Below are 22,768 nucleotides of genomic sequence, written 5' to 3'. Positions count from 1 at the left end.
AACTCAATAGCCGTAACTCGGTTCATCGTCCGCAGTGGCAGACGAGAAAATGCTCTGGCAGTACAGCCAGTTGCCGCTTGTGTCCATCCAGCCCACATAGAAGCCCCGCTGTGCGGCAAACACATGGTCGGGCAGGGCGTTTAGACTGTTGGAATAGTACCTGGTGCAGCTGGAAAGCCCCTGCAGCACCACCTTGCCGTCTGCGTCCAGCACATCGTATACGTTGCCGTAGGCGCTGCCCGCAGCGGCGCGGCTGCCGTAGAACATGGGTCTGCCGTCGGGGTCGGTGGTCAGGTAGTTGATGTAGCTGTACTTGCCCTGCAGGGCGGTCAGGTCGCTGACAAGCCCCTGCGGGCCGTACAGCCGGGTGGCGGTGGTCTCGTAGCGGTCGTTATCCTGCAATTTCAGCCAGACATAGCCACTGCCGCAGTTGCTCATCCGTACCCGCTGCTGGTGCTCCACCGGTTCTACGGTGGTGTCGGTCAGCAGCTTTCCGTTGTCCGTGCTGTACACCCGCAGACTGCCATCCAGCGCGTAGACGGCTACGGTGTTGTCGGTGGCGTTCACATCGTACAGCGGGGTCTTGGTGCCGGTCTCCAGATCATAGAGTTCGTAGCCGTGATCCTCGCCGCTGTGCCATGTTACCACATAGCCCGGGAAATACTGGCTGGGCTGTTCGTCAAAGGCGGCAATCAGTCCGCGGTCCTCGGTGGTCATGTCCCGCAGCTCGTACCGGCCATCACTGGTGGAAAAGCTGGCAAGACCGCCCGGATAGACCTGCAAAAAGCCCGTGCACTGCTCGCCGGTCAGGACGTTGTACAAAATCCGGTCGGTGGTTTCTTCCCCGGTGGTAACATCCAGCACCACCCAGTCGCTCAGGGTGTCGCTGTCGTAGAAAAGGCGGTATGCCGAGGCGGCGTCGGCGCGGTAGACAGGGGTGCCGTCCTTTTCCTGCACCACCACCCAGCTGTTCTGGCGGTAGTCGGTATCCCAGTCGTAATCGTCCAGCCCCTCCGGGCGGGCGTAGCAGCTGAACACCAGCTTATCGCCGCATAGGGTGCAGCTGTATGCGCCCTCCGGTACCGGCAGAGCTGCGCTGGTGGCAAGGTCGATGACCTGACAGGTGCCGTAGCCGGACTCCGGGACGTATCCGCCGTCGATCAGGCGGCTCTCCTGCAGCACCAGCAGGCCGTTTTGCAGGGTGGCGTTCTGCTCGCCCTCAAAGGTCATTACTTCGGTGCCGGTCTTGTCGTACAGGGCTGTGCGGCGCCCGCCCCGGCCGGTGTGGTCGGACCAGCTGCGCAGCCAGTAGTCTGCTGCACCGGTAGCACTGTCCTCCACCAGCGAGACGTTCTCGCTGCGGGCAGACTGATGCAGCGGGGTGCTGCCGCACAGGATGGTGGTGCTGCTCCCGGAACGGCCGTAGTAGTACAGCACCCGCAGACGGCCATCGTTCAGCACGGCAGGGTCGTACAGGGGTTTGCCGTTGTCGTCCGTAGGTACCGAAACGGCAGAGCTTGCAGCGCCCGGCACGCCGGTGGCGGGCGGCAGCAGGGCGCAGCCACAGCCTAAAGTAAGGGCAAGGGCAGTGCAGACTGCCCCGCAGCCGATACGCAAGACAACACGCTTCATAAAAACCACTCCTTTGCAAAAACAGGGAGGAAAATTTTACCGTTCACTCAGAATACGAAACAGCCGCATTTTTCATTGCAGAACTTGCAGAAAAATGCGGCTAAAAACGGTTACAATTACATTACAGCTGCGCCGGGGCATGGGACGCTTCTGCCTTGTCCATCTGCTCCAGCTGCCGCAGAAAGGCCAGCAAAAAGGGTAGAGAAATGAAGCAGGTGAGCGCGTCTGCAATGGGCTGGCAAAGCTCCACACCCACAAGTCCCAGCACCCGGGGAAGTACAAGAATCAGCGGGATAAAGCACACGCCCTGCCGGCAGCAGGCCAGAAAGGTGGCGCGCCCGGCCTTGCCCACGCTCTGGAAGGTCATGTTGGTCACCACGATCACCGGCTGCAGAAGGATGGCAAAGCACTGGTAGCGGAAGGCGGGCAGCGCCACGGCAGTGACCTCTGGGTCGTCCCGGAACAGGCGGATCAGGTTTTCATCGTTCCACCAGCACACCGCGATCAGCACCACCAGCAGCGCAAAGGCGGCTTTCAGGGTAAAGACGGCGGCCTGCCGTACCCGGTGGTATTTGCGGGCGCCGTAGTTGAAGGACGCCACCGGCTGCAAGCCCTGTCCCACGCCGATGGCCACTGAGAGGATGAACATAAAAATGCGGGACACGATGCTCATGCCCGCCACGGCGGCATCGCCGTAGCTGCGGGCGGCAATGTTCAGCAGCATCCCGCCGATGCTGTTCAGCCCCTGACGGCCAAAGCTGGGCGCGCCGCCTGCAAGGATCTGCAAAAACTCGCGCGGCTCCCGGGTGACGGCAGAAAGCCGGAACTGGCTGACCGTTTTGCCCCGCAGGAACATATACAGCAGAATGCCAAAGCTGATGGTCTGGCTGAGGGCAGTGGCGATCCCGGCACCGGCAGTGCCCAACCCTAAAGCGAACATGAACAGCGGGTCCAGTGCAATGTTCAGCAGTCCGCCGGTGACCAGCCCGACCATGGCAAGGTTCGCCTTGCCCTCATACCGCAGGATGTTGTTCATCACCAGACTGGAGATCATCAGCGGTGCGGCAAGCAGGATGGGCCGGGCGTAGGCACAGGCATGGGGCAGAATGGTTTCGGTGCTGCCCAGCAGCATCATAAAGTCCGGCAGGGTGGCAAGGCCGACCACCGCCAGCACTACGCCAAAGGCCAGCGCCGTAAAAAAGCTGGTGGAAGCAAAGCGGGTGGCGGCGTGGGTATCCTGACTGCCCAAGCGGCGGCTGATGATGGTGCCGGAGCCGTGCCCCAGCATAAAGCCCAGCGCCTGTATGATAGCCATCAGGCTGGAAACGACGCCCACCGCGCCGGAAGCACTGGTGGAGATGCGCCCCACAAAAAAGGTATCGGCCAGATTGTAGATGCTGGTGATCAGCATACTTAAAATGGTGGGCGCGGCCAGACTGAGGATCAGCCGGGGGATAGGGGTCTCGGTCATTTTGTGATACTGCACCGCAGTGCGGTCCTGCTGGGTCATGGAAAAATATCCTCCTTCAAAAACGAGAAAACCGCCCCTTCCAGAGCGGCAGATAGTCCTGATAGAAACAGTATAACGCAGTTGCGGCAAAATGTCGAGAGGGAGAAAAAACAGCCTTTCGCCCCTGCGAAGGGGCGAAAAAGCGGGTGAAAACAGGGTGGTTTCTATATAAAGTGCTAAAGAATTGTCGAATTGCTTGTGAAAAATCACGATATGTGGTATTCTTTATAAGAAGGAATTGGAAAAATCTGTGCATTTTATGATTGGGAGGGATTTGTACATGAAATCCGTAGCACAAACTGTGATCGAAGCCGACCGCTTTTATACCATTGCCGCTCACACCGGCAACGTCATTCAGGCAGTGGAAGGCAGCAAGGATGGCGGCACTGTCCGTCTGGGCAAGTATGACCACAAGCCCGAACAGGAGTGGAGCTTTGTCCGCGAGGGCGATGGCGTGTACCGCATCCGCAACCGTGCTTCCGGCAAGCTGCTGGATCTGACCATGACTGGCACTGCCAACGGCACATGGCTGCACCTGTGGGAGGACGTGGGCGGCACGTCCCAGATGTGGAAGGTGGAGCACACCCCGGAGGGCACCGTGCGTCTGCGCTCCTCTTGGGCAGGCGGCAAGTGCGTGGACACCGTGGGCATCGGTGCCGAGGTGGGCGCTGTGCTGCAGATCTGGCAGGAAGTGCCCGGCGGTGGCGACCAGCTGTGGGTCATCTCTGAGGTAAAGGACCGCGTAAAGCGTGCCGCTAAGGCTGAGCAGGCAGCACCCGCTGCCGAGACGAAGTCCGCACCGGCCAAGGAAGCCGCTCCCGCCAAAAAGCCCGCAGCCCGCAAGCCCCGCACCACCAAGAAGGCAGAGGAGAAGCCCGCTGCTCCCACCGCAAAGGCTGCAGAGCCGGTCAAGGCAGAAAAGCCCGCCGTGAAGAAGGCCGCTAAGGCAAAGGCAGAGCCAGCTGCCCCCGCCGCAGAGGTGAAGGCTGCGCCCGTTGTGGAGACCAAGGCTGAGACTGCTGTCCCTGCAACTAAGGCCGCACCCGCTGCTGCAAAGCCCAAGGCAAAGCGTGCACCCTGCAAAAAGACCGTAAAGAAGTAAAAGCAGAATCATTGTTCTGTTTTTTAGAGATTTCCCCCGCAGCGCAAATGTTTCCGAAGGAAACAGGCGCTGCAAAAGCCGTTTTTCGTTACGACCCTACCTGTGAACAAAAAAATCGGACAGACCGCAGTCTGTCCGATTTTTTGTGTTTATATAAGCTTTTTTATGCAGCAGGGGAGGCAGCATCATCGCTCTGGGCGGCGGTCTGCACGAACTGCACGATGCTCTCGATGGTCTTGCGCAGCTGCACAAGGCTTTCCACGTCAGAGTCCTGCATCCGGGAGGTGGGGGCGGTCACCACGGTTTGGGCGGCAGTCACGGTGCCGGAAAGCTCCGCATGGATGTGGTGGGCGGGCACGTCCAGCAGGATGTGCACCTTGGGGGACAGGGTCTTGAGCAGCCCCTGCTTTTCGATGCCCAGAATCAGCTGCGGCGCGTCCTCCCCGGCGGTGAGGTTCGGCAGCTGAAGGTAGAGGTAGCCTTCCTTCGCGTTGGCGGGCTGTACGGTTTTAAGCTGCTTGAGATTCAGCTGGAAGTCATTCACCTGCTGCAAGCCGGTGGCGGCGGGGTCTACCCCCAGCAGGGTGGCCAGCTGGTCTTGGGAGATGTAGCTGCCCAGCGACCAGCCCGGCAGCAGCAGGCTTGCCAGCGGATACTCGGCCACAACGGTACTGCGCAGCTTGTTGTACAGCTGTCCGGCATCGTACAGAGTCTCTTCCTCGCTGATGTACATCCGGGTCAGAGGGGCATCGTTGACGGTGCTGGTGCCCGTCGGGTACAGCGCCAGCTGCACCGCCCGGGGGGTGTACTGGCCGGTCAGGCTGCCGGTGGTGCCGCCGAACTTGTCCAGCAGGGCGTAAAGAGCAGGGGGCTCTGCTTCGGTGGAGGTGATGGTGTAGTCCAGCGCAAAGCTGGCACCGCTCTGGAATGCCTTGATCTTGCGGCTGACGAAGCTGTACAGCACTGCCGCAGCCACCGCGCACACCAAAACCAGACACAGCAGAACGATCAGCGCCGCCCGCAGACCGGTGCGCTTTTTGTGGGAAGATGCCATGGGAAACCTCTCCTTCCGGTAAAACGTATTTGTTTCAGCATAACGGAACTGCCCGCAAATGTCAAGCGCCGCAAACTGCGGACAAAACAAAAAACCTGAAACATTTCTGTTTCAGGTTTCTGGCGGAAAGATGGGGATTCGAACCCCAGAACGCTTTTGACACGTTACACGATTTCCAGTCGTGCGCCTTAGACCAACTCAGCCATCTTTCCACATCTTTTGTTCTGCCTTTGGGCGGGTGCCCTTGGCGCTCCACTATAATACCTGAAAGCAGGCTTTTTGTCAAGGATTTTTTTGAAAAAAATCAGACTTTTTTAAAAATGACGAAAAAACGCGAGAAAGTATTCTGCCACATGGACGGAAAACACAAAAAGCCCTTGACGCACCTTTAAAATAGGTCTATATTGAGGGCAAAGAGCACTGCGGTGGGTCATTTTGTGCCGCAGCGGCGGGAAATATAAGGAGGATGCTTTTATGACTTATCCTGAAGTACTTGCCAATGCCCGTACCTGCATTGGTCAATACTGCAAGGCCTGCCCGGTGTGCAACGGCGTGGCCTGTAAAAACCAGATCCCCGGCCCGGGTGCCAAGGGCGTGGGCGATACCGCTATCCGCAATTATAATAAGTGGGCGGACATCCGGGTGAACATGGACACCCTGTGCCCCGGCGGTACACCGGACACTACGCTGGAGCTGTTCGGCAAAAGCTTCCGCTATCCCTTCTTTGCAGGCCCTGTGGGCGCAGTGAACCTGCACTACTCCGATACCTACACCGACATGACCTATAATGATGTGCTGGTGCGCGCCTGTGCCGAAAACGGCATTGCTGCCTTTACCGGCGACGGCACCAACCCCACCGTGATGGAGATGGCTACCCGCGCCATCGGCGCTGCGGGCGGCTGCGGTGTGCCCACCATCAAGCCGTGGAACATCGGCACCATCCGGGAAAAGATGGAGCAGGCCAAGGCCAGCGGCTGCTTTGCCGTGGCCATGGATGTGGATGCAGCGGGTCTGCCCTTCCTGAAGAACATGACCCCGCCCGCCGGCAGCAAGAGCGTAGAGGAACTGGCTGAGATCGTGCAGCTGGCAGAGCGCCCCTTCATCGTCAAGGGCGTGATGACCGTCAAGGGCGCACTGAAGGCAAAGCAGGCCGGAGCCGCCGCCATCGTGGTGTCCAACCACGGCGGCCGTGTGCTGGACCAGTGCCCCGCCACCGCCGAGGTGCTGCCGGAGATCGCCGCAGCCCTCAAGGGCACCGGCGTGAAGGTACTGGTGGACGGCGGTATCCGCACCGGTGTGGATGTGTTCAAGGCGCTGGCGCTGGGTGCAGACGGCGTTTTGATCTGCCGTCCCTTTGTGACCGCTGTCTACGGCGGCGGCGCAGAGGGCGTGAAGTGCTACATCGATAAGCTGGCCGGGGAACTGGCCGACACCATGCAGATGTGCGGTGCCCATACGCTGGCTGAGATCACCCCGGATATGGTGCGGGTCTGAGGTTTCTATTATAAGTAACAAAAAGGAGATGTCCGGCAGGACATCTCCTTTTTTGTTACTTCAAAGTGCCGTCCAGCACCTGCTGGTAATACCACGGCTTCGGGGCGTGGAAGGTCTTGCCGCTGAGGAAGGCAAAGTCCGGCTGGGTGAAGCGGGGCATGGTCAGCTCCCATGCGCACAGCGCCTGATACTTCAGCTTCAGCTCCCGGTTGGCACTGTTGTTGCCGTACTTGCTGTCGCCAAGGATTGGGCAGCCGATGCTGGCCATGTGGGCGCGAATCTGGTGGGTGCGTCCGGTGATCAGCTGCACCTTCAGCAGGGCCAGACGGCCGGAGACGGCGATGGTCTCGTACCGGGTCTCCACCTCCTTGGCACCGGGCTGTTTGTCCTCCACGATCTTCACGATGCCGCGGTCAGCATCCTTCAGCAGATAGCCGCCCAAGGTGGCGTCCGGCGGCATGGGACGGCCAAAGGTGACGCAGAGGTAGGTCTTTTGCACCTCGCGGTTTTTGATGGCAGAAAGGAACAGCTCCTCAGCCTCCGGGGTCTTGGCAATGATCACAAGGCCGCTGGTGCCGGTGTCCAGCCGGTGGCACAAGGCGGGGGTGTACAGGTCGTTCTCCTTGTACTCGCCCTGCTTGTTCAGGTACAGCAGCGCACGGTTCAGCAGAGTATCGTCCTCCGGGCCGTCCACCGCAACGCCGGCGGGCTTATTCACGATCAGGATCTGCGGGCAGTCGTACACAACCTGTGCCGGGGTGCGGGCGTTCTTCCACGCGGGGCCTTCCACCCGGCGGTCGGCGTCCAGCACATCGTCCAGAATGAACAGCTTGATCTCGTCGCCTGCCATCACGCGGGTGGAAAGCGGCTGCTTTTTGCCGTTCAGCTTGATCTTGTTCTCCCGCAGCGCCTTGTTCAGACGGCCGGGGGTCAGGGCGGGGTACTGTTGGGTCAGATAATTGTCCAGCCGGGTGGGGGCAAGACACTTTACTTTTAAAATTTTCACGGGAAATTCCTCTCTATCTTAAAATCAGTTGCAATAGAATGGGTTCTTGATTCGTTTTTATTGTAGCGGAATAAATCTACCGCGTCAAGAAAGAAGGTATTTTTATGAACCTGAAATATAAGATTCTGGCTGTTCTGGCTGCGGGCATCGCATTGACGGCCTGCGGCAGCTCCGGCCCCCCCGCCAGCACCCCCGCATCCAGTGCAGTGCCGGCCTCGTCCCATGTGGCAGAAGAAGGCGTTACGGAACCAATCAATCTGTGGACATGGACACTGGATGACCTTGATGACACGCAGACCACCACATTTGTTTCTGCCTCCATTACCTCCGGTGTGCAGAACGGTAAATTGACTGCAAAGGTGTTCAGCTACGACATTTATAAAAAAGAGGATGTTGAAAACCTTGCCGTTGGAGACAAGATCACCTTCCACGAAGAGGGTGCGGCATGGAATCAGGTCGTGAACGTTGCGGTGACGAGCATCGAAAAAAATGACGAATTCCATCTTGTAAGCATCAACGGCGGCATGGAGCAGCCCGGCGGGCTGGACTTGAAGCTGGAGGATGATGACACCTACCGGACGATGACCTTTGACGATTACCCTGTCTACTATGAGATGGGAGAAAAGACGATGCCGCTGGCAGAGGATGTAGTGCTGAAGGACAGTTCTGCCGACCCGCAGGCCGAAGCCGTGGAGACTACGGGCGCGGATGCGGTGGCAGCAGCGATCAATGCAGACCCCGGTAACTGGACCACCTATAATACCACGCTGGTGGTGCAGGGCGGCAAGGTGCTGGAGGTGCGCCGCATCTGGGTGCCGTAAATTTTGCTCAAAACCGTTGACAAACGTTTTGCGTATGCTATAATTTAGCTGTACGCAAAGGGGCACTGCGCTGCTTTGCGGAATGTAAAATTATGACAGATGGCAATGATGGGGTCAGAAATGCACACACCACCGTCCAGAGAGAGCGCCCGCGGCTGTAAGGTGCTCCGGTTGGGATCATTTCGCGCCACCCCGGAGCTTCCGGCGAATGTAAACCGGACGCTGCGCAGCGTTAATGCGCCGAAAGCGGCAGGGGACAAGTGATCCTTTGCAATTTGGGTGGTACCACGGAGTTTGATGCACAAGCAGCCTTCGTCCCTTTTGGGATGAGGGCTGTTTTTTGTTTTTTCTCCGTGCCGCCCCTCTGCCATAACAGCATAAAAACGGCGCATAAGCGCCAAAGACGATTGAGGAGAGAAAGATCTATGCAATGGACCGGTTTGAATGAACTGCGCGAAAAGTACCTGAGCTTCTTTGAAAGCAAGGGTCATCTGCGTCTGGACAGCTTCCCCCTGGTACCCAAGAACGACCCCAGCCTGCTGCTGATCAACAGCGGCATGGCCCCCATGAAGAAGTGGTTTCTGGCACAGGAGGAGCCGCCCCGTCATCGCGTGACCACCTGCCAGAAGTGCATCCGCACCCCGGATATCGAGCGCGTGGGCATCACTGCCCGCCACGGCACCTTCTTTGAGATGCTGGGCAACTTCTCCTTCCAGGATTACTTCAAGGACGAGGTCATTCCTTGGGCATGGGAGTTCCTGACCAGCGATGAGTGGATGGCGATTCCCAAGGATCGTCTGCACATCTCTGTCTATGAGGAGGACGACGAGGCCTACGATATCTGGACCAAGAAGGTTGGCATTGCCCCGGACCACATGGTGCGTCTGGGCAAGGAAGACAACTTCTGGGAGCACGGCTCCGGCCCGTGCGGCCCCTGCTCCGAGATCTACTTTGACCGCGGCCCCGAGTACGGCTGCGGCAAGCCGACCTGTGGCGTGGGCTGCGACTGCGACCGCTATATGGAGATCTGGAACCTCGTGTTCAGCCAGTTCGACGCCGACGGCAAGGGCCACTACGAGCGTCTGGCACGCCCCAACATTGATACCGGTATGGGCTTGGAGCGTCTGGCCTGCGTGATGCAGAACGTGGGCAACCTGTTCGAGGTGGATACCGTGCAGAGCGTGCTGCATCATGTGGAGCACATTGCAGGCAAGACCTACAAGCAGGACCCCAAGACCGATATTTCCATCCGCGTCATCACCGACCATATCCGCAGCTGCACCTTTATGGTGTCTGACGGCATCCTGCCCTCCAACGAGGGCCGCGGCTATGTGCTGCGCCGTCTGCTGCGCCGCGCTGCCCGCCACGGCCGGATGCTGGGCATCGACCACCCCTTCCTCGTGGATCTGGTGGAGACCGTTATCCAGTCCAGCGAGTCCGCTTACCCCGAACTGCGCGAGCATGACGCCTATATCAAGAAGGTCATCGGCACCGAGGAAGCAAACTTTGCCCGCACCATCGATGCCGGCATGAACATCCTGAACAACATGATCGACCGTCTGGAGAAGGCACACCAGAAGCTGCTGAGCGGCATGGACGCCTTCAAGCTGAACGATACCTTCGGCTTCCCGCTGGATCTGACCAAGGAGATCGCCGCCGAGCAGGGTCTGGAGATCGACGAGGACGGCTTCCATGCAGAGATGAAGAAGCAGAAGGAGCGCGCCCGCGCCGAGCGTCTGAAGAAGAACATCTCCGGCTGGAGCGAGGATCTGTTCGGCGCACTGGAAGCCGAGCCCACCGTCTTTACCGGCTACGACACCCTGACCGACAAGGGCACTGTTGTGGCGCTGAGCGATGAAGAGACCCTGACCGATGCTATTGCCACCGACGAGGAGGCAAAGGACGGCGTGCTGGTGGTGCTGGATAAGACCCCCTTCTACGCAGAGATGGGCGGTCAGGCTGCCGACCACGGCGTGCTGAACGGTGCCGAGTGCAGCCTGCGCGTGCTGGACGTGAAAAAGACCCCCAAGGGCTACTACGTCCACACCTGCGTGCTGGAAAGCGGCATTGTGAAGGTGGGCGATGTGCTGACTGCACAGGTGGACAAGGGCTACCGCATGGCCATTGCCCGCAACCACACCGCTACCCACCTGCTGCAGGCTGCCCTGCGTGAGGTGCTGGGTGACCATGTGCATCAGGCAGGTTCCTATCAGGATGCCTCCATCACCCACTTCGACTTTACCCACTTCAGCGCCGTGACCCCCGAAGAGCTGGCACGGGTGCAGAAGATCGTCAACGATAAGATCTTCGACTCCATGAACGTCACCGTGCAGGAGATGCCGGTGGAGGAAGCCAAGAAGCTGGGCGCAATGGCTCTGTTTGGCGAAAAGTACGGTAAGGTGGTCCGCGTGGTGGACATCGAGGGCTGGTCTACCGAGTTCTGCGGCGGCACCCATGTCAAGAACACCGCCCAGATCGGCGGCTTCAAGATCGTCAGCGAGTCCTCTGTGGCTGCCGGCATCCGCCGTATCGAGGCTGTCACCGGCCGCAACCTGCTGATCCGTGCAAACCTGCAGGAAGCTATGCTGCATGATGTGGCGAACACCCTCAAGGCCAACAACGTGGCTTCTCTGCCCGCCCGTGCCGAGGCTGTGATGGCCGAGAACAAGGCCATGAGCCGCGAGCTGGAGGAGATGAAGGCAAAGATCGCCGCTTCCAAGGTGGACAGTCTGTTCGACAATGCCGAGGAAGCAGACGGCGTGAAGATCGCTTCTGCATACTTTACCGGTACCACCGGCGACACCCTGCGCGGTATGTGCGACAGCATCCGCGACAAGGCCGTGAACCCCGTGGTGGCTGTTCTGGTGGGCAAGGCCGAGGATAAGATCACCATGGCCGTTACCGTGAATAAGCTGGCACAGGAAAAGGGTCTCAAAGCCGGTGTGCTGGTCAAGGAGCTGTCCGCTATCGCAGGCGGCAAGGGCGGCGGCAAGCCGGACTTTGCAATGGCAGGTCTGAAGGACGAGACCAAGATCGATGAAGCACTGGCTGCTGTGAGCGCCATCGTCAAGAAGGCTCTGGGCTAAAAAGGATCCATGTCCCCGCCCGGTGCCGGATGCGCGCCGGGGCGGCGGGCTTTTGTAGAAGCAGGAAGGAGTGTTCCCCATGGAAGATTGTCTGTTTTGCATGATCGCAGAGGGCAAGATCCCCTCTAAAAAGCTGTACGAGGATGACCAGGTGGTGGCATTCTACGACATCAACCCGCAGGCAAAGGTGCATTTCCTTGTGGTTCCCCGCAAGCACATCTCCTCTGCCGCTGTGCTGACCGAGGAGGATGCCGCTCTGCTGGGTCACATCTTCACCGTCATCGCAAAGCTGGCCAAGGAGCAGGGGCTGGAAAACGGCTACCGCATCATCTCCAACGTGGGCGAGGACGCAGGCCAGACCGTGAAGCATCTGCATTTCCATGTTCTGGGCGGCGAAAAACTGCCTGTCTGATTCCAATACGAAAGGGAGATTTTGATTATGGCTGAAACTTATACCCTGCACGTTGCAGGCCTGACCCGTGAGCTGACCATCTGCAAGGTGAACGACCACATGGACATTGCCGCTTTCATCATGCTGGGTGATGCCGAGCTGACCGTGGCCGCCGCTGCGGAGCTGCTGAAGAAGTGCCCGGATTTTGATATCCTGCTCACCGCCGAGGCCAAGGGCATCCCGCTGGCACACGAGATGAGCCGCCAGAGCGGCAAGCCCTATATCTGCGCCCGTAAGGGTGTCAAGCTGTATATGCCGGACCCCGTGGTGGTGGAAGATCAGTCCATTACCACTGCCGGTAAGCAGAAGCTGGTCATCGACCGCAAAGAGCTGGAAAAGATGAACGGTAAGCGGGTGCTGGTGGTGGACGATGTCATCTCCACCGGCGGCTCTCTGAAGGCGCTGGACGCGCTGGCAGAAAAGACCCAGTGCACCATCGTGGGTCAGGCCGCTGTTCTGGCCGAGGGCGATGCTTCCGAGCGCAAGGATATCATCTTCCTTGAGCCGCTGCCCCTGTTCTTCCACTAAGCCGGGATGCGCCGCCCGCTCTGCGCTTTCTGCGCCGGAATGATGGGCCTTAGTTTCCTGTGGACTTTTTTGCCGCAAACGGAGCTTTTTATGCCGTTTGCGGCATTTTTTGTTGCCTTTTTGCTGCTGCTCTGCATCCCGGATGGCAGCCGCAAGCTGGCGGTCTGCCTGCTGTTGGGTGCACTGGCAGGGCTTTGCGCGGTGCATACCACGAGCGCCCGGCTGGAGCGTACCCGGGCAAATTACGCCGGGCGCACCGTGCTGCTGACCGCTGAGGTGGAGCGCGCGGACAGCAGCTATTTTTCGGACACAGTGGACGCGACCCTGTGGGTGGAAGGCGTGAACGGCAGACGTGCGGGCTTCCGCATCACCTGTGCAGAACTGCCCGCCTGTGCGGCAGGGCAGCGGGTGCAGGGCCGGTTCACGCTGCAACAACCGGACATAGAAGAACGGACGGCACAGTATGCAGACGGCATCGCGCTGCAGGCAGAGCCTGTACCGGAAAAACCACAGCTTACCGTGCTGGGCGAGAGTGGCAGCTTCCGTGCCCGCACCCACCGCTTGCAGCAAAAACTGAGCGAGAGCCTGCGCCGGGAGATGCACCGGGACACCGGCGGCGTGCTGGCTGCTATGACGGTGGGCGACCGCAGCGGGCTTTCGGCGCAGCTGCGCAGCGCCTACCGGGGCGCGGGGCTTTCCCATGTGCTGGTGGTCAGCGGCATGCACGTTTCCATCCTGTGCGGGGATATCCTGAGCGTGCTGCTGCCCTATCGCTGGGAGCAGAGCTACCGCCGCCGCAGACGGCGCACGGTCTGGAAAAGTCTGCTGGCGCTGGGACTGATGGGTGTGACTGGCTTTACACCCTCGGTGCGCCGCGCCGCCGTGGCGGTGTGGGTCAGCGCCTTGGGTGTGTGGGTATGGGGCCCGGCGGATACTCTCACCTCGCTGGCGGCGGCAGGCATCCTGATGACCGCCGCCAACAGCTATGCGGTGTGGGATATCGGTTTTGAACTCTCCTTTGCGGCAGTGGTGGGCACGGTGGCAGGCAACGCCTGCATCCGCCGGATGCGGGACGCCCACGACAGGCGTTTCTGGGTCAAAGCAGGGGAGAACCTGCAAAAGCCGGTCAGGCGTCCGTGGTTCAACAGGCTGCCGGAACGGCTTCAGGGTCTTGCAGAGAGTGCCTGCATTGCCGCCTGCGCCTCGGCGGCTACCTTCCCGGTGCTGGTGCTGCGGGGGTTGAGTGTCAGCGTATGGGCGGTGGTTTCCGGCATCGCGGTGCTGTGGATGGTGCAGCCGCTGCTTTTGCTGGGGTTGGCAGCAGCCTTTGTGGGACTGGTGCCGTGGCTGGCACCGGTGCACGGGGTGCTTTCCCGGGCGGCAGACCTGCTCACAGGGCTATTGAACGGCTGGGCGGTCTGGCTCAGCACAAAGCCCGGGGCATCCATTTACTTTGATACCGCTTACGCAGCGCTGGTCTGTCTGCTGCTGTGCGGGCTTGGGGTGCTGGCTTTCCGCTGGCGGGTGCGTCTGCGGGTGGCGCTGCCGGGCATTTTGCTGGCGGCAGCGGTGGGCATCGGGCTAGGCAACGCCCTCAGCCGGGACGTGGTGCACATCGACCTTGTGGGCAGCGCACAGGCGCCTGCGGTAGTGGTTGCCCAGAACGACCGGGCAGTGGTACTGTTCCGGGGCGGCAGCGCCGCCCAGCGTGCGGTGGAAAACCAGCTGGCGCGGCGGGGCGTGCGCACCGTGGAACTGGTGGCAGATCTGCGCATGAATGCAAAAATCGCCTGCACCCTGCCCGCGCAGCAGGGGATAAGGGCAGAGCGTCTGCCGGTCAATGCCAGCCGTAAGCTGCGCTGCACCCCGGCGGCGGTGGAACTGCTGCGCACCCGGGACGGGTGTCTTGTGCGGCTGACAATCGGCAACCGGCAGTTTGTGACCCTGAGCGGCAAGGCAGAGCTGGCGCAGCCGCTGCAGACAGAGTGGCTGATTGCCACACCGAAAAAGCCGGAGACGGTGCGGTACCAAAAGCTGCTGGCGCTGCGCAGTTACAGTTGGATGCCGCCGGAAACGCAGTACACTGCCTCCCTCAGCCTGCGCCGCACCGGCGGTGAAAAGCTTGGGTAGCGCTTTGCAATCCGAGCCGAGTGTGGTACAATACAAGGAGCATTTTATAACAGGAAAGGGGCATTTGCATGGCCACGGAAGCAAAACTCCGGCAGCTGGCCGACAAGGGCTGCCCGGTCTACTATTTTTATTCCAGCGAGCGGTATCTGGTGCGGCAGGCAGTGGCGGCGGCGGTGCGGATGCTGTCGGCAGACAGCGACGAGGACGCCACCATCCTGGACGGCGCTGCGCCGGAACTGGAACAGCTTATCATGGCAGCGGGTACCATCTCATTTTTTGGTACCCGACGCGTGGTGGTGCTGCCGGAAATAGACCCCGCAGCCTACGGCAGCAAGGATTTGGACGAGCTGTGCAGCACCCTTTCCAGCTTGGAAAACGCCGTGGCAGTGCTGGGTAGCGTATTCCCGTTGGAACGCGGTAAGCTCAAGCTGGGCAAGCAGGCGCAAAAGCTGCAAGCCCAGTGCAAAGCCATTGGCTACACGGAAGAACTGGCAAAGCCCCGCCCCTTTGAACTGAAAAATCTGATGATGGAGCGCGCAAAGGCGCAGGGCACGACCCTGCCGGACGGCGCAGCCACCGCATTGCTGGAGCGCTGCGGCGAGGACCCTTTTCTGCTGGAAAACGAGGTGGACAAGCTTTGCGCCCTGTCCGGCTACCAGACTGTGAGCGCCTCCATGGTGGCAGAGATGGGCACAGTGAGCCTTGAAGCGGACGTGTTCGAGATGATCCGCATGATCACCGCCAAAAACGCCACCGGAGCCTGCAAAAAGCTGCAGACCCTGCTGCGGCTGCAGCAGGAGCCCATCGCCATTACGGCGGCCATGATCGGCAGCTATGTGGACCTGTACCGGGTAAAGCTTGGGGCGGCAAAGCGGAAGAATTACAGTGCGGTGCACAAAGATTTTGGCTATAAGGGCAGCGACTACCGGCTGAAGCGCTCGGCAGAAACTGCCGCCCACTACACCCTGCCCCAGCTGGAGGCCTGCTTGCAGGTGCTGCTGGAGCTGGACCAGAGCCTGAAAAGCCAGCCTGTGGCGGCGCAGACACTGCTGGAAACAGCACTGTGCCGTCTGGCGCTGGCGGGGAGCGGAAGATGATGCAAAACGAGATGATCCATACCGACCGGGTGCTGATCGTGGAGGGCAAGTACGATGCCGTCCGTCTGGCGCACCTGACCGATGCCATGATCCTGCTGACGGATGGTTTTGGCATTTATAAAGACAAACAGCGCCAGCAGCTGTTCCGGGCGCTGGCGCAGAAAAACGGTTTGATCTTGCTCACGGATTCGGACGCGGCAGGCTTCCGAATCCGCAACTACATCACCAACATGGTGGGTGCGCAGAACGTGGTGCAGGCTTATGTGCCCGCCATCCACGGCAAGGAAAAGCGCAAGGCGCAGCCCGGCAAGGAGGGGCTGCTGGGGGTAGAGGGCGTGGATGACGCCCTTGTGCGGCAGGCACTGCTGGACGCCTTGGGCGCGGAAGTCGGTGCCGCGCCGGTGCGCCCGGCGGGGCGGCAGATCACCTATACTGATTTGTACGAGTGGGGGCTTTCCGGCAAGCCCGGCAGCGCCGAGCGCAAGGCTAGACTCTTGAATGCGCTGGGGCTGCCGCCGCGCCTTTCCAAAAAGGAACTGGTAGAAGCTTTTAACCGGCTATATACTTTTGAACAACTGGACGAGTTACAGTTGAAAATTTTGCAGGAGTGAAAACTAGCCGTTTTTGCCCCACGCCTGCCGCAGCAGTTCCAGCGCGTGGGTCTCCAGCCGGGAAACGTAGCTGCGGCTGATGCCCAGCAGCCCGGCGGTCTCCAGCTGGGTCAGGGGCGGCTGCCCGGCCAGCCCATACCGCAGCAGTAAGATTTGCCGCTCCCGGGCGGGCAGGGTGTCCAGCAGCTGCCGCAGCCGCCGGACATCCTCCTGCCGCTCACAGCTGTCCTCCATGCAAAAGCCGTCCTGTATCACGTCTGCTAAGGTCAGCGCCGAGTCTCCGTCTGCCTCCAAAGCTTCCTGCAGGGAGACGGTCTGCCCGCTCTTGCGCTCCCGCCGGAACTGCATACGGATCTCGTTTTCAATGCAGCGGCTGGCATAGGTGGAAAACCGCGCCTTGCGTGTGGCATCAAAGGTATCTACCGCTTTCATCAGCCCGATGGTGCCGATGGAAACAAGATCCTCCTGATCGCCCGGCAGGGCGTAATATTTTTTTACGATGTGCGCCACCAGCCGCAGATTGTGCCGGATCAGCTTTTCCCGGGCGGCGGCGTCCCCGGCGCGCAGGGCGCTGAAAGCGGCGGCTTCCTCCCGGGCTGTGAGCGGACGCGGAAAGCAGCCGCTTTCCAGATGGAGCGCCAGAAACAGAAATTTTGTGGCGAAAAATTGTAGCAAGGTCAGCAGCACACGATATCCCTCCCGGTACATAGTTGTTAGATTGTATGAGCCGGGGCGCGGATAGTTGCCGGAGAAGCCTTTTGTGCGCAGCAGCTTTTCTGCAGGGGAAAAGCGTGGTATACTGAGGGGGATAACTCGGAATTTGACAAAGGAGTGTGATTATATGGGTAAAGCGATTTTGGCAGCAATCGTTACATTGATTGTTGGTTATTTAGGTATGGTCGTAGGACTTGAACTTTTAGGTAATTGGGTTGAGTTTGGATTGCTCATTGCTATTGCAGTAATGGGTGCTTTTATCATCTACTTCAATGACAAGAAGTAAGACAATTCCAGTTTGGAGAATTGAAAAAAACGGAATTTACCTATTAAGACATATAAAATCTTGACAATAAAACTCCTATATAGTATGTTTTTAATAAACTACTATATAGGAGTTTTTGCATGGAAATGAATGGAGGATTTCTTGTCACCAAAATAAAACAGCTTGGAGACCGGATTTTCGAGAAGATTCTCAGTGAAAAGAATATTGATGCGTTTAATGGAGCCCAAGGGCGTATTCTTTATGTGCTGTGGCAGGAGGATGGTATCCCAATCAGGTCACTCTCGGTCAAATGAGGATTAGCGATAACATCTCTTACGACGATGCTGGAAAAAATGGAAAATCAAGGGCTGATAAGACGTGTTCAGTCTGAAACGGATAAAAGGAAAACACTCTTGTTTCTGACTGAGAAAGCACATTCCTTAAAGGGCGAGTACGATTCTGTATCTAACGAGATGGGAAGTATTTACTACAAAGGTTTTTCAGAAGAAGAAATTGCCCAGTTTGAGGAATACCTCGACCGTATCAGAAAAAATCTTGAGGGTTGGCAGGAATCATGAGTATTTGTATCAAAGATCAGATTCAGAACATGAATATCGTCATCGGCTGCACAGTGGGGTGTGCATATTGCTATGCCCACAATAATGTGAAACGCTGGCATATGATTGATGACTTCGCTGACCCTGAATTCTTTCCGGGTAAGCTCAAGATGATGGAAAAGAAACGTCCGCAGAACTTTCTTCTTACCGGCATGAGCGATCTCTCCGGATGGAAGCCGGAATGGAGAGACGAGGTATTTGCAAAGATCCGTGAAAATCCACAGCATCAGTTTCTGTTTCTGACCAAGCGACCTGATCTGCTGGATTTTGATACCGATCTGGAAAACGCATGGTTTGGCGTTACGGTGACGAGGAAAGCAGAACTGTGGCGTATCGACGCCCTTCGGAAAAACGTCAGAGCAAAACATTACCATGTTACCTTTGAACCGTTATTCGACGATCCCGGCACAGTTGACCTTTCCGGAATCAATTGGATCGTTGTCGGCACCATGACCGGAGCTCAGAGCAGGAAGATTCATACGGAGCTGGAATGGGCATGGTCTCTGGCGGACCAGGCACATAAGCTCGGCATTCCGGTGTTTATGAAGGAAGACCTTGTCCCTATCATAGGGGATGAAAATATGATTCAGGAAATGCCAGAAGAATTTAATAAAGTGTTAGAGGTACAGAAATCATGGAAGAAGTAATAAATGGAATCCTCATTCGTGAGGTGGAAACAAAGAACATCATGACTAAGTCTAGTCTGCCGGTAGGCGGTTACTCGGTCAATCCCTATGTGGGCTGTACACATGCCTGCAAGTATTGCTATGCTTCTTTTATGAAGCGCTTTACCGGACACACGGAGGAATGGGGCACTTTCCTTGATGTGAAGCATTGGCCGGAAATTAAAAATCCGAAGAAATATGCCGGACAGCGGGTGGTCATCGGTTCTGTGACAGATGGCTACAATCCACAGGAGGAGCAATTCGGGAATACCAGAAAACTTCTGGAGCAGCTGATCGGCAGTAACGCAGATATCCTGATCTGCACAAAGTCGGATCTTGTGGTACGGGATATTGATCTGCTGAAGAAGCTTGGACGTGTAACTGTTTCATGGTCGATCAACACACTGGATGAAAATTTCAAGAACGATATGGACTCTGCTTCGAGCATTGAGCGCCGTATCGCTGCTATGAAGCAGGTATATGAAGCAGGTATCCGTACAGTCTGTTTCGTATCCCCGGTATTTCCCGGTATCACGGACTTTGAAGCCATCTTTGAGCGGGTAAAGGATCAGTGCGATCTGTTCTGGCTCGAAAACCTTAATCTTCGGGGCGGCTTCAAAAAGACAATTATGGATTATATCGCCGAAAAACAGCCTGATCTTGTGCCACTTTACGATGAGATCTATAACAAGCATAACCGCAGCTACTTTGAAGCACTTGAAGTAAAAGCTGCGGAAATGGCTAAGAAGTATGATTGTCCCTTTGTGGATAATGAAATGCCTTATGGCAGAGTCCCGCAGGGGCATCCGGTGATCGTAGATTATTTCTATCATGAGGAAATCCGTGGGACAGAGAATACCGGAAAAAGAAATCGCTAACTTCCAGTTTATCAAATAAGTAAATCATTCCATACCTCTGCGGGCAACGATGAAACGGCTGCCCGCTCTTTTTGTACCCTGAAACCGAAAGGAGGCTTCAAATGCCAAACAAAACCGAAGAATATCTTGCACTTGCCTGCAAAACGGCAGACAGCTTTTCGCGACAGTGGGAGCACTGGGCAGAATTTCTGATCACAGCGGCACGGCTGTACAAATACAGTTACCCGGATCAGCTGATGATCTATGCCCGAAGATCGTCGCAAATGTATTCCTTCAATGGTAACAATCATGGAGATTAGTGTTTATCTGGAGATTACCAAAGGATAAATACCAGCACGCATTCTACCGCAATGAACTTCAGAAACACGGAATCATTCAATCCATGTCCAGAAAAGGTAACTGCTATGACAACTGTATTATGGAGACCTTCTTTGGTAGATTGAAAAATGAAATGTTCTATGGTTTTGAGAAAGATTATCCTTCCTTTGAAGTATTCTCCAAAGCTATTGCTGATTATATCGACTATTACAATAACAGCAGGATCCAAGCGAAAACAAAATGGATGCCTCCCTCTAAATTCAGGGAAGCATCCATGATGGAAACTTAATTATTCAATTTTGAACCGGTGTCCAGAAAACCGGGTACATATCATTTGCAAGGCCCCGCTCTTATTCATAGAGAAAACCACAAGCTATGCTTGTGGAAGAAAAGAGCCGTAGCGTTGAAACGGTAGAAAAAGAACCTCCTTTTGCTATAATTAGAAGCGGGTAACGCCAACCGCATAGGGCCTTTGGTTCGGCCTACTTTTTGGAGCTGGGCCTCTCGTGCCAGCAGCTCGAACAGAATATCCCGGCCCTCTTCACCGACCCCGCGTGCGGCCATGTGCTGCGGGCGAAAGGCTTCGTACAGGACGAGAACGGCTGGGTGGAGCTGAACGCCACCGCCGACGGCCTGACGGCAAACGCTATCCACAAGGGGCAGGAAGTGCTCATCGTGATCGGGGAGGGGCTGGAGAAAGAACGGATTGAGGTGAGATTAAAGGGGCAAGGCGGATCCCCCGTATATCGTTGTATCTTTCCATAAATAGTTTGTCTCACGCCCAAAGTAGGCGTATAATAGGGGAAAAGAAACGCTAAAGGAGAATCCCCTATGAACGGCACCGCATTGCGCAAACCGACTGCCCGGCGGGTGGTGGGCATGGTGGCGGGCATCGTCATCATCGCCCTTGGCATTGCGCTTTTCAAGCAGTCCCACCTCGGCAACGACTCCATCAGCGCCCTGAACATGCGGCTGGCGGAGCTGCTCGGCATCTCGCTGGGCACCCAGAACCTGTGCACGAACATCCTGTTTTTCCTGTTGGAATTCTGGTTCGGGCGCAAGTACATCGGCCTTGGCACCTTCGTCAACGGCATCTGCATCGGGTACATCGTCACGGCGTTCTATGACCCCATTCACGCCCACTTCGGCGACGCGCCGTCGCTGGCGGTGCAGTTGGCGTGGGTCATCGCGGCGGTGCTGGTCACGGCGCTGGGCGCTTCGCTCTACCAGACCGCCGACCTCGGCATTGCGCCCTACGATTACCTTTCCCTCGGTCTGCGGGACTACACACCCTGCCCGTACTTCGGGTGCCGCATCTTCACCGATGCGCTCAGCGCCCTGCTGTGCTGGCTGCTGGGTGGCCTTGTGGGCCTTGGCACCTTGATCTGTGCGTTCTGCCTTGGGCCCTTCATCCAGTTCTTCGATCGGACGTTCTCCCAGAAGGTGCTGCAATACAAACCGAACAATTGAGAAACCCCGCGGCGTCAACTCATACGCTGCGGGGGTCTTTTTTATTGCTGCCGTTAAGCAGAAAATGAAAATGAAGGAGATTTATCTTTCAAAACCGCCTGTGGACTGCTGCGGCGATGGGGAGCCATAACAAACCCATCAGACAGGCTTTGGAAGAAGTAAATTTTTCGAATCTGCTTGTAGAAAACGGCGATCTATGATAGCATGAACTCAAAGAAAAACAGGAGGGCTTACACATGGTTTTACTGATTGTGGATACACAAAAAGGTATCGTGGATGAACGCCTGTACGCGTTTGAAAAGTTTGTCAGCAACATCAGGGAATTGATCCGGACTGCCCGCGAACAGGGAATCGAGGTCGTCTATGTCCAGCATGACGATGGGCCCGGTACAGGCTTTTCCATCGGAGACGATGAATTTGAGGTCTATTCCGGGTTTGCACCGCTGCTGACTGAAAAACGGTTCGTCAAAACCGTATGCAGTGCGTTCAAAAAAGAGAGCGGCCTGCTGGAATATCTGACGGAAAAGGGCGAAAAAGATGTGATGGTCTGCGGCATCATGACGGACTTCTGCATCAATGCAACGGTGGAGGCGGGCTTTGAGCATGGTCTGCACATGATCGTTCCTGCCTATGCAAATTCCACGCAGGACAACGAGTACATGACGGGGGAGCAGAGCTACCACTATTACAATGAATTCCTCTGGCCGGACCGCTATGCCGATTGTGTGCCCATGGACAAGGCGCTGGTGCTGCTCAAAAAGTGAGGTGTTTACAATGATTTCTGAAAAAGTAAAAAATCAGATTCAAGTGGTGCAGGGTGATATTACCAAACTGGACTGTGACTGCATCGTAAATGCGGCCAATCGCAGTCTGCTGGGTGGCGGCGGTGTGGATGGTGCCATCCACCGGGCAGCAGGGCTGGAACTGTTGGCGGAGTGCCGCACGCTGCACGGCTGCCGCACCGGAGAAGCAAAAATCACCAAGGGATACCGGTTGAAAGCAAAGTACATCATTCATACGGTAGGCCCGATATATTCCGGCACAGCAGAGGATGCCGCGCAGCTGGCGGACTGCTACCGCAATTCGCTGAACCTTGCCAAAGAGCATGATGTCCATAGCATTGCGTTCCCGGCAATTTCGACCGGCGTGTATGGCTACCCGCTGGAGGATGCCACAGAGATTGCAGTCAAAACAGTGGCACAGTGGCTGGAAGATCACGCGGATTACGCCATGCAGGTGATTCTCTGCTGCTTCGATGCCCGGACGGAGCGGGTGTATCAGGCAAGAACTCTGCAACAGTGAAAGCGGCAGGATGGTCG

At 57.3% G+C, this 22,768-nt stretch carries 25 protein-coding genes and 1 tRNA gene; 20 read left to right on the top strand and 6 right to left on the bottom strand.

Translation table 11 applies throughout. The features are described 5' to 3' along the window. Positions 1-3 precede the first annotated feature (3 nt). Positions 4-1,632 (bottom strand): DUF5046 domain-containing protein, encoded by a 1,629-nt coding sequence (locus C7J97_RS06855; protein ID WP_113992398.1) that lies wholly within the window; start codon positions 1,630-1,632, stop codon positions 4-6. Between the two features lie 121 nt (positions 1,633-1,753). Further along, positions 1,754-3,142: an MATE family efflux transporter gene (locus C7J97_RS06850; protein ID WP_113992397.1), complete on the bottom strand. Its 1,389-nt coding sequence runs from the start codon at positions 3,140-3,142 to the stop codon at positions 1,754-1,756. A gap of 280 nt (positions 3,143-3,422) precedes the next feature. Here C7J97_RS06850 and C7J97_RS06845 point away from each other — a divergent pair, with 280 nt between their 5' ends. Further along, on the top strand, positions 3,423-4,244 hold the full coding sequence (locus tag C7J97_RS06845; protein ID WP_113992396.1) for an RICIN domain-containing protein: 822 nt from the start codon (positions 3,423-3,425) through the stop codon (positions 4,242-4,244). A 163-nt stretch (positions 4,245-4,407) separates the two neighbouring features. On the opposite strand, the gene C7J97_RS06840 is transcribed toward C7J97_RS06845, so the two are convergent. Continuing rightward, positions 4,408-5,298, bottom strand: coding sequence for a hypothetical protein (locus C7J97_RS06840; protein ID WP_113992395.1), 891 nt, complete (start codon positions 5,296-5,298; stop codon positions 4,408-4,410). 120 nt (positions 5,299-5,418) lie between these two features. Beyond that, positions 5,419-5,510: transfer RNA gene (locus C7J97_RS06835), tRNA-Ser, on the bottom strand. 262 nt (positions 5,511-5,772) lie between these two features. On the opposite strand from C7J97_RS06835, the gene C7J97_RS06830 reads away from it, so the two are divergent. Next, a complete protein-coding gene (locus C7J97_RS06830) occupies positions 5,773-6,792 on the top strand; it encodes an alpha-hydroxy-acid oxidizing protein (protein ID WP_113992394.1) in 1,020 nt (339 codons plus the stop codon). A gap of 55 nt (positions 6,793-6,847) precedes the next feature. On the opposite strand, the gene C7J97_RS06825 is transcribed toward C7J97_RS06830, so the two are convergent. Continuing rightward, a complete protein-coding gene (locus C7J97_RS06825; RefSeq protein ID WP_097782507.1) occupies positions 6,848-7,798 on the bottom strand; it encodes an RluA family pseudouridine synthase in 951 nt (316 codons plus the stop codon). A gap of 104 nt (positions 7,799-7,902) precedes the next feature. Between C7J97_RS06825 and C7J97_RS06820 the strand changes: the two genes are divergently transcribed. The 7 genes from C7J97_RS06820 to C7J97_RS06785 all read left to right on the top strand — a co-directional run bounded on the left by C7J97_RS06820 (position 7,903) and on the right by C7J97_RS06785 (position 16,522). Further along, positions 7,903-8,619, top strand: coding sequence for a hypothetical protein (locus C7J97_RS06820; protein ID WP_113992393.1), 717 nt, complete (start codon positions 7,903-7,905; stop codon positions 8,617-8,619). Positions 8,620-9,044: 425 nt separating this feature from the next. Continuing rightward, positions 9,045-11,705 (top strand): alanine--tRNA ligase, encoded by a 2,661-nt coding sequence (gene alaS / locus C7J97_RS06810; RefSeq protein ID WP_113992392.1) that lies wholly within the window; start codon positions 9,045-9,047, stop codon positions 11,703-11,705. 79 nt (positions 11,706-11,784) lie between these two features. After that, positions 11,785-12,117: a histidine triad nucleotide-binding protein gene (locus C7J97_RS06805; protein WP_112090527.1), complete on the top strand. Its 333-nt coding sequence runs from the start codon at positions 11,785-11,787 to the stop codon at positions 12,115-12,117. Positions 12,118-12,144: 27 nt separating this feature from the next. Continuing rightward, on the top strand, positions 12,145-12,684 hold the full coding sequence (locus C7J97_RS06800; protein WP_005921321.1) for a phosphoribosyltransferase family protein: 540 nt from the start codon (positions 12,145-12,147) through the stop codon (positions 12,682-12,684). A gap of 90 nt (positions 12,685-12,774) precedes the next feature. After that, positions 12,775-14,814: a ComEC/Rec2 family competence protein gene (locus C7J97_RS06795; RefSeq protein ID WP_242983458.1), complete on the top strand. Its 2,040-nt coding sequence runs from the start codon at positions 12,775-12,777 to the stop codon at positions 14,812-14,814. A 68-nt stretch (positions 14,815-14,882) separates the two neighbouring features. Beyond that, the gene (holA, locus tag C7J97_RS06790; RefSeq protein WP_113992390.1) at positions 14,883-15,911 is read left to right on the top strand and encodes a DNA polymerase III subunit delta; all 1,029 of its coding nucleotides are present in this window, start codon (positions 14,883-14,885) and stop codon (positions 15,909-15,911) included. Next, on the top strand, positions 15,908-16,522 hold the full coding sequence (locus C7J97_RS06785) for a ribonuclease M5 (RefSeq protein WP_113992389.1): 615 nt from the start codon (positions 15,908-15,910) through the stop codon (positions 16,520-16,522). The genes holA and C7J97_RS06785 overlap by 4 nt, the downstream gene beginning before the upstream one ends. Positions 16,523-16,525: 3 nt before the next feature. On the opposite strand, the gene C7J97_RS06780 is transcribed toward C7J97_RS06785, so the two are convergent. Continuing rightward, positions 16,526-17,209: a sigma-70 family RNA polymerase sigma factor gene (locus tag C7J97_RS06780; protein ID WP_242958601.1), complete on the bottom strand. Its 684-nt coding sequence runs from the start codon at positions 17,207-17,209 to the stop codon at positions 16,526-16,528. Positions 17,210-17,363: 154 nt separating this feature from the next. Between C7J97_RS06780 and C7J97_RS06775 the strand changes: the two genes are divergently transcribed. The 11 genes from C7J97_RS06775 (at position 17,364) to C7J97_RS06730 (ending at position 22,751) form a co-directional block, all read left to right on the top strand. Continuing rightward, positions 17,364-17,522, top strand: coding sequence for a hypothetical protein (locus tag C7J97_RS06775; RefSeq protein ID WP_055186498.1), 159 nt, complete (start codon positions 17,364-17,366; stop codon positions 17,520-17,522). Between the two features lie 119 nt (positions 17,523-17,641). Further along, the gene (locus C7J97_RS15635; protein ID WP_455709114.1) at positions 17,642-17,815 is read left to right on the top strand and encodes a hypothetical protein; all 174 of its coding nucleotides are present in this window, start codon (positions 17,642-17,644) and stop codon (positions 17,813-17,815) included. Positions 17,816-17,824: 9 nt separating this feature from the next. Further along, entirely contained in the window at positions 17,825-18,079 is a 255-nt protein-coding gene (locus C7J97_RS15630) for a MarR family winged helix-turn-helix transcriptional regulator (protein WP_455709115.1), read from the top strand. Then, positions 18,076-18,765, top strand: a complete 690-nt coding sequence (locus C7J97_RS06765) for a radical SAM mobile pair protein A (RefSeq protein WP_113992388.1) — start codon at positions 18,076-18,078, stop codon at positions 18,763-18,765. The genes C7J97_RS15630 and C7J97_RS06765 overlap by 4 nt, the downstream gene beginning before the upstream one ends. Next, positions 18,753-19,661: a radical SAM mobile pair protein B gene (locus tag C7J97_RS06760; RefSeq protein WP_113992387.1), complete on the top strand. Its 909-nt coding sequence runs from the start codon at positions 18,753-18,755 to the stop codon at positions 19,659-19,661. Before C7J97_RS06765 ends, C7J97_RS06760 begins: the two co-directional genes overlap by 13 nt. Positions 19,662-19,762: 101 nt before the next feature. Further along, on the top strand, positions 19,763-19,960 hold the full coding sequence (locus tag C7J97_RS06755; protein ID WP_097782520.1) for a hypothetical protein: 198 nt from the start codon (positions 19,763-19,765) through the stop codon (positions 19,958-19,960). Then, positions 19,960-20,268: an IS3 family transposase gene (locus C7J97_RS06750; protein ID WP_005921340.1), complete on the top strand. Its 309-nt coding sequence runs from the start codon at positions 19,960-19,962 to the stop codon at positions 20,266-20,268. The genes C7J97_RS06755 and C7J97_RS06750 overlap by 1 nt, the downstream gene beginning before the upstream one ends. 200 nt (positions 20,269-20,468) lie before the next feature. Beyond that, positions 20,469-20,744 carry a GTP-binding protein gene (locus C7J97_RS06745; RefSeq protein ID WP_113992386.1) on the top strand — a complete coding sequence of 92 codons (276 nt, stop codon included), beginning with the start codon at positions 20,469-20,471 and terminating at the stop codon, positions 20,742-20,744. A 66-nt stretch (positions 20,745-20,810) separates the two neighbouring features. Then, complete coding sequence (locus C7J97_RS06740; protein ID WP_097771470.1) at positions 20,811-21,449, top strand: YczE/YyaS/YitT family protein; 639 nt, start codon at positions 20,811-20,813, stop codon at positions 21,447-21,449. Positions 21,450-21,685: 236 nt separating this feature from the next. Further along, a complete protein-coding gene (locus C7J97_RS06735; protein WP_113992385.1) occupies positions 21,686-22,213 on the top strand; it encodes an isochorismatase family protein in 528 nt (175 codons plus the stop codon). 10 nt (positions 22,214-22,223) lie between these two features. After that, a complete protein-coding gene (locus tag C7J97_RS06730; RefSeq protein WP_113992384.1) occupies positions 22,224-22,751 on the top strand; it encodes an O-acetyl-ADP-ribose deacetylase in 528 nt (175 codons plus the stop codon). Positions 22,752-22,768: the final 17 nt, after the last annotated feature.

Source organism: Faecalibacterium prausnitzii, assembly GCF_003324185.1.
Classification (GTDB): Bacteria; Bacillota; Clostridia; order Oscillospirales; family Ruminococcaceae; genus Faecalibacterium; species Faecalibacterium prausnitzii.
This window is presented reverse-complemented; position numbering and strand designations above follow the sequence as displayed.